Origin of the sequence: Sulfuricurvum sp. RIFCSPLOWO2_12_FULL_43_24 (genome assembly GCF_001829605.1) — a bacterium.
Classification (GTDB): domain Bacteria; phylum Campylobacterota; class Campylobacteria; order Campylobacterales; family Sulfurimonadaceae; genus Sulfuricurvum.
Genome location: NZ_MIBT01000019.1, coordinates 8764 through 15397, shown reverse-complemented (window position 1 = coordinate 15397; position 6634 = coordinate 8764). Strand labels below are relative to the sequence as shown.

At 46.5% G+C, this 6634-nt stretch carries 9 protein-coding genes and 1 pseudogene; all 10 read left to right on the top strand.

The features are described from left to right. Positions 1-351: pseudogene (locus A3G19_RS02005) on the top strand (bifunctional methylenetetrahydrofolate dehydrogenase/methenyltetrahydrofolate cyclohydrolase); the annotation flags it as partial. Beyond that, a complete protein-coding gene (gene lepB, locus A3G19_RS02000) occupies positions 348-1172 on the top strand; it encodes a signal peptidase I (protein WP_291750971.1) in 825 nt (274 codons plus the stop codon). The pseudogene A3G19_RS02005 and the gene lepB, both read left to right, overlap by 4 nt. Next, the gene (locus A3G19_RS01995; RefSeq protein WP_294870310.1) at positions 1159-1836 is read left to right on the top strand and encodes a site-2 protease family protein; all 678 of its coding nucleotides are present in this window, start codon (positions 1159-1161) and stop codon (positions 1834-1836) included. Before lepB ends, A3G19_RS01995 begins: the two co-directional genes overlap by 14 nt. A gap of 8 nt (positions 1837-1844) precedes the next feature. Further along, positions 1845-2282 (top strand): ribose 5-phosphate isomerase B, encoded by a 438-nt coding sequence (rpiB, locus tag A3G19_RS01990; RefSeq protein WP_015653879.1) that lies wholly within the window; start codon positions 1845-1847, stop codon positions 2280-2282. A gap of 3 nt (positions 2283-2285) precedes the next feature. Continuing rightward, positions 2286-2618 carry a membrane protein gene (locus tag A3G19_RS01985; protein WP_013460422.1) on the top strand — a complete coding sequence of 111 codons (333 nt, stop codon included), beginning with the start codon at positions 2286-2288 and terminating at the stop codon, positions 2616-2618. A 20-nt stretch (positions 2619-2638) separates the two neighbouring features. Then, entirely contained in the window at positions 2639-3187 is a 549-nt protein-coding gene (locus tag A3G19_RS01980; RefSeq protein ID WP_015653880.1) for an adenine phosphoribosyltransferase, read from the top strand. After that, positions 3187-4386: a tryptophan synthase subunit beta gene (gene trpB / locus A3G19_RS01975; RefSeq protein WP_015653881.1), complete on the top strand. Its 1200-nt coding sequence runs from the start codon at positions 3187-3189 to the stop codon at positions 4384-4386. Before A3G19_RS01980 ends, trpB begins: the two co-directional genes overlap by 1 nt. An 8-nt stretch (positions 4387-4394) precedes the next feature. Further along, complete coding sequence (locus A3G19_RS01970; protein ID WP_015653882.1) at positions 4395-4988, top strand: DedA family protein; 594 nt, start codon at positions 4395-4397, stop codon at positions 4986-4988. Beyond that, on the top strand, positions 4969-6405 hold the full coding sequence (locus tag A3G19_RS01965) for a leucyl aminopeptidase (protein WP_015653883.1): 1437 nt from the start codon (positions 4969-4971) through the stop codon (positions 6403-6405). Before A3G19_RS01970 ends, A3G19_RS01965 begins: the two co-directional genes overlap by 20 nt. A gap of 169 nt (positions 6406-6574) precedes the next feature. Further along, positions 6575-6634: GTPase (locus A3G19_RS12120; protein ID WP_363921353.1), on the top strand; the 60-nt coding region annotated here is incomplete at its 3' end.

Genomic DNA, 6634 nt, shown 5'->3' with positions numbered 1-6634 from the left:
GGAAAACCGATGGCGGCACTTTTACTAAACGCCAATGCAACGGTTGAAATCTGTCATATTTTTACCGATGATCTGAAAAAGCATACCCTCTCTGCTGATGTTATCCTCGTAGGAGCAGGTGTCATTAATCTCATCAAAGAGGATATGGTCAAAGCTGATGCCATTGTCATCGATATTGGAATCAACCGAGCCCCGGATGGCCGTCTCGTCGGTGATGTTGATTACGATGCTGTTGCTCCTAAAACATCCTACATCACTCCGGTACCGGGCGGAGTGGGTCCTATGACCATCGCGATGCTTCTATCCAATACCCTCAAAGCCGCCAAAATTCACGCACAAGAAGAGAACTGATTTTGAAGAAAAAAATATTTACTGCAGCGCACAGCGCTTACCGTTTTTCCAATACATGGACAGGAACGATTATCATTGTTCTGTTTATTATTTTCTTCGTGGCACAAGCGTTTCGTATCCCCAGCGGATCAATGAAAGACTCTCTTTTGGTGGGGGATCATCTGTTTGCCAAAAAATTTGCCTACGGGATTTCGACCCCTCATATCCCATTTCTCGAAATCCCTCTCATTCCGGGAACCGACGGACATATTCTTGATGGCGATGAACCTGCACGTGGTGATATCGTTATTTTCCGCTATCCGAACAATACACAGCTTCACTACGTCAAACGATGTGTCGCACTACCGGGGGATGAGCTCTTTTTACAAGATAAAGTTCTCTATCTCCACCCGCGTGAAGGGGATGAATACGCCCGTAAAGCATTTGCAGACTATGAACTCGTAGAAGTTGAGGGCAAACTGTGGGTCAAAAATCCTTATGCTAAAGAGCATCCGGGTATTCATAACGATGAAAAAATGGTCGATAACGGAATTTTCCCCGTCGAACTTTTCAATTTTGCTCCGATCCAGGTTCCTGAAGGGGAATACTTTATGATGGGTGATAATCGCGACCACTCCAATGACAGCCGTTTTTGGGGATCTGTTCCGTACGGTTTAATCGAGGGAACACCATGGTTTGTTTACTTTAGTATGGACGCGAATTATGAAGTGCGTTGGGATCGTATCGGACAAACACCGAGCGATTTAGAACAAAAAGAGCATTTGGATCGTGCCATAGCCGAACGAATTCTCGAAGATGCCAATGACCATGAGCTTTATTGAACCGCTCGAAATCGCTGCTGCGATTTTTGCCCTTCTCATCGCCATTATCGGCCATGAGATCATGCATGGCTGGGTCGCCTATAAATACGGCGATACTACCGCCAAAAACCAAGGTCGCCTCAGCATCAATCCTCTCATTCATATCGATCCTTTCGGCTCGATCCTCGTCCCTCTCATGACCTATTTTATTCCGATGCTCCTCGGTGCTCCGAGCGGATTTTTATTCGGTTGGGCCAAACCGGTTCCGATCAATACTCAGACCGTACTCCGCAACGGAGGATACAATGCGGCGATGCAGGTAAGTTTAGCAGGCATAGCCTATAACCTTTTTCTCGCAACCCTCTCTTCGGTCATTCTTGTTTCACTTGCGCAACCGACTGAGGCAGACAGTATCGCCTATATCTTTGGTTACCTCTTCGTTATGAAGCTTCTGTTGATCAATGTCGTTTTAGCCGTGTTCAACCTCCTTCCGATTCCAAGTTTCGACGGTGCCCATTTTCTCACCTATTTGAGTCTAAAATACAAAATACGTGCCATTGCCGAATTTTTCGTCAAAGCCGAACCTTATGGAATGATTGTTATCATCATCATATTGGTTACACCGCTTAAAATTCCACTCGTAATGTGGCCGATTCAAGCGGTATTAAATTTGTTATTGAACTAAGGAGAGTTATGAAATTTTACGTTGCTACCGATCACGCCGGAATCGATCTGAAAGACTTTACTGTTGAAAACCTCCGTTCTAAAGGGCATGAAGTTATTGATTTAGGGCCATTTTCCAAAGATCGCGTTGATTATCCCGATTATGCCGTCAAAGTATGTGAAAATGTCCTTTCCGATCCAACTTCGCAGGGGATTTTGATCTGCGGTTCGGGAATCGGAATGTCAATGGCGGCAAACCGCCATCACGGTATCCGCGCGGCACTGTGCCATGATGCTTATACCGCAACCGTTGCACGCGGACACAACGATGCAAACGTCCTATGCTTCGGTGAGCGTATTATTGGACAAGGGGTTGCCGAATCGATTCTCGATGCATGGATTGCAGGAGTATTCGAAGGTGGCCGTCATTGCGGGCGAGTGGATAAAATAGAAGCTATCAAAGGATAAATGATGTTTTTAGAGTGGTCATTGCTCACGATAGTAACACTTGGAGCACTTTTCTTTTTAGTCAAAATGTTCTATTTTCGCAGTATTACGGTAAAAGAACAGCGTTCCAGTGAAATGATGAAACTGACCCTCAAAGAGGCGGAAGTATTGATCCGAAAATATCAAATCCAACTCCAACGTGCACTCGGGAATGTTGATATTCTCAGCGAAGAGCTTAATAACCTTCGCAATGAAGTCAAATCGCTCAAACAGCGCAACTCGAAACACCGTTCGGAAACCGACCGCCTCCAAAATAAAATAAAAGAGCTTGAAGGGCGTATCGACGCGCTAATTTAACCAATTTTTCAAGGAATACCATGAATCTTAGCATAAGTGACCGAGCCATTTTAATCAATGCTATTCGCGATATTCCCGATTTTCCAAAACCGGGAATTATTTTTAAAGACATTACTACCCTTCTCTCGGACAAAGAAGCTTTCGGTGTTCTTATGCGCCATCTGCATGAGCGCTACAGTACCTACGATCTTACCCACGTTGCCGGAATTGATGCGCGGGGATTTATCTTCGGTGCCGCTTTGGCACAGATGCTCGGTGTCGGTTTTGTCCCTATTCGTAAAAAAGGGAAACTTCCCTACACCACCGTATCGGAAAAATACTCCCTTGAATACGGTGTCGATGAAGTTGAAATTCATATCGACGCATTTAGTGGTGTCGAAAAGCCTCGTGTCCTCTTGATCGATGATTTAATCGCAACAGGGGGAACAGCTTACGCTGCTGCAAACCTCATCAACAAAGTGGGCGCAGAGTGTATCGAAGCCTGTTTTGTCATGGGACTTGATTTTTTAAGCGGGCAAAGCAAGCTGCGCGATCTTGTCGAAGTTTATACTGTAATCGGAGTTGACTAATGTATATCCCCTCACCCTCAAAATTTGATCCGGTTGACGGCCATTTCGGTATCTTCGGAGGACGTTATGTTCCTGAAACCCTTATGCCTGCCCTTTTGGAACTCGAAGCCGCTTATAAAGAGATTCGCTTTGACGAAGCGTTCTGGAGCGAGGTAGACGGTTATCTCACCGATTATGTCGGCCGTCCAAGTCCCCTTTACTATGCCGCTAATCTCTCCGAAGAACTCGGAGCTAAAATTTATCTCAAACGGGAAGACTTGAACCATACCGGTGCCCATAAAGTGAACAACGTTATCGCCCAAGGGCTGATGGCAAAACGTTTGGACAAGAAAAAAGTGATCGCCGAAACGGGTGCGGGACAGCACGGTGTAGCAACGGCAACCATCGCCGCACTGCTGGGATTAGAGTGTGAAATCTTTATGGGAGCCAAAGACGTCGCACGTCAAGAACTCAACGTCTTTCGTATGAAACTTCTCGGAGCGAAAGTCCATGCGGTACAAAGCGGTTCTAAAACTCTCAAAGATGCCATGAACGATGCTATTCGTCACTGGGTGACCCATGCACGCGACACCTTCTACATTATCGGCACCGTCGCAGGACCGCACCCTTATCCGATGATGGTACGCGATTTTCAAGCGATTATCGGATGTGAAGCCCGCGCTCAGATTTTAGAAAAAGAGAACCGTCTTCCCGATTACGTCATCGCCTGCATCGGCGGAGGCTCCAACGCGATCGGAACCTTTCAACACTTCCTCGAAGACAAAGAGGTTCGCTGCATCGGAATCGAAGCGGGAGGACTGGGTGTCGAAACCGATAAACACGGTTGTTCTTTGCTCAAAGGACGGCCGGGGGTGCTGCACGGACAAATGAGCTACCTTCTCCAAGATGAAGACGGCCAAATCCTCGAAGCGCACTCGATCTCAGCAGGTCTGGATTACCCGGGAATCGGACCGGAACACTCATTTCACAAAGATAACGATAATGTCAGTTATGACAATATTACTGACCAAGAAGCACTCGATGCATTTGTATGGCTTAGCCGTGCCGAAGGGATTATCCCCGCTTTTGAAAGTTCCCATGCCGTCGCTTATTTGAAAAAAATGACTGATATTAAAGACAAACTCATTATTGTCAACCTCTCCGGTCGCGGGGACAAAGATATGATGCAGGCAAAACAAATTTTGAATTTCGATAATTAAGGCGATTTGTGGAACATCTTTTTTTAGAGTGGCTCAAAGAATACGGATACATCGTCCTCTTTGCATGGAGTATTTTAGAGGGTGAACTGGGTTTGGTTATGGCGGGAATTATGTCCCATACCGGAGATATGATTTTGCCGATTGCAATCATCGTCGGAGCTTTGGGTGGATTTGTCGGAGATCAAATCTATTTTTACATCGGACGGTTCAATAAATCGTACATTCATAATAAACTTCGTTCACAACGCCGTAAATTTGCCATTGCCCATCTGCTTCTCAAAAAATACGGATGGCCACTGATTTTTGTCCAACGCTATATGTACGGTATGCGTACCGTCATTCCGATGGCAATAGGTTTGACCAAATATTCAGGACGGCAATTTGCCATTATCAATTTTGTCAGTGCCGTTTTTTGGGCTTCATTGACAATCATCCCCGCTTATTATTTTGGAGAAGAGTTACTCAAGCTTCTCGCTTGGATTAAAGGCCACTGGTACTTTGCGATACCGTTTGCGCTGAGCATCTTCGGCAGCATCGCTTTGGTCTTTAATCGCATCGAAAAAAATCTTTTGGAGAAACGCCGTGAACGTCGCCCTTTATAATCAATCACTATCCTTACTCAATGCCGATTTGACATTGGAGTTTGTTACACCCGCACAATTTGAATCACACCCCCATAAAGCCCTTTTAACCCAAGCAGGGTTTAAAGCCGACCATGAGCAGCTGTGTGCTTTGCATGAACACCGTTTGCTGGTATGCGGTATCGACAACGATGCGAGCGATGAACTTTACCGATCCGCTATGGCCTCAGCGATCAAAACCGCAATGAACTACGGCTATAGCTCCCTAAAAGTCGCACAATATACACCGAAATATTTTAAAGCACTCATCGAGGGGGCATTACTAGGGAGTTACCGATTTGAAGCCTATAAATCGGAGCCTAAACCCTCTTCTTTGACAGACGTTATCTTCAGTAATGAAAATCATGACGGCAGTGTTAATCCACTCGAAGAATTGGAAGCAATCCTCGCACAAACGACGATCATTGCCAAAGCGACCAACTTCGTCCGCAGTTTAGTCAATCAAACGCCGGATGATATGACACCGCAGCAGATGGCTATCACCGCAGATACTCTGGCACAAAACAATAATCTCGAATGCACTATCCTCGATGTCAACGGTCTCGAAGATGAAAAAATGTTTGCTATGCTCTCTGTCGGACGCGGTTCAGCCCACCCTCCCCGCCTGATTCACCTCGCCTACAAACCCAAAAATCCGAAACGTGTCATAACCCTTGTCGGAAAAGGGCTCACGTATGACAGCGGCGGGCTTAGTCTCAAAGCAGCTGCATCGATGGTGACAATGAAAATGGACAAAGCAGGCGGATGTGCCGTAATGGGGATCATCAAAGCGGTGAGCGAGCTTAACCTCGATATCGAAGTCCACGCTTTTGTCGGTGCAGTCGAAAACATGATCAGCGGGAACGCCTACAAACCCGATGACGTCCTCCGTGCCAAAAACGGAAAAACAATCGAAGTGCGCAATACCGATGCCGAAGGACGCCTCGTCCTCGCCGATGTTCTAGGGTATGCCCAAGAAAAAGTAAAAGCGGACTACATCTTCGATTATGCCACCCTGACAGGTGCGTGTATGGTAGCCCTCGGACCTTACACCACAGGTGTCATGGGACATAATGAATCACTCAAACAAGAGTGGCTGAGTGCGGCAGAAGCGAGCGGTGAATACTGCGGTATTTTACCGTTCAACCGCCACCTCAAAAAACTGATCAAAAGCGACCTTGCCGATGTGTGCAACGTCTCGAGCAAACCTTACGGCGGAGCGATCACCGCCGCATTGTTCCTCGATAACTTCATCGATGAGGATATGAAAGAGAAATGGGTACACTTCGACATCGCAGGTTCTGCCTATACCGAGAGCGCATGGGATGTCCATACTTACGGCGGAACGGGTGCGGGTGTGCGAATGAGCCTCAACTGGCTTATGGAGCAGTGTAAATAATCTCCCGTTCGTGGTGAGCCAGTCGAACCATGAACAACACACCCTTCGACAAGCTCAGGGCGAACGGATAAAAAAAACACCTTGCCCATCCCCTCAGTCCCCACTCAACAACACTGTATTATAATTGCACCAATATTTTACGCATCGAAACACACTAAGGAAATAGCACATGGGCTTATCAATCGGACTCGTAGGACTACCAAACGTCGGAAAATCAACCACCTTTAAC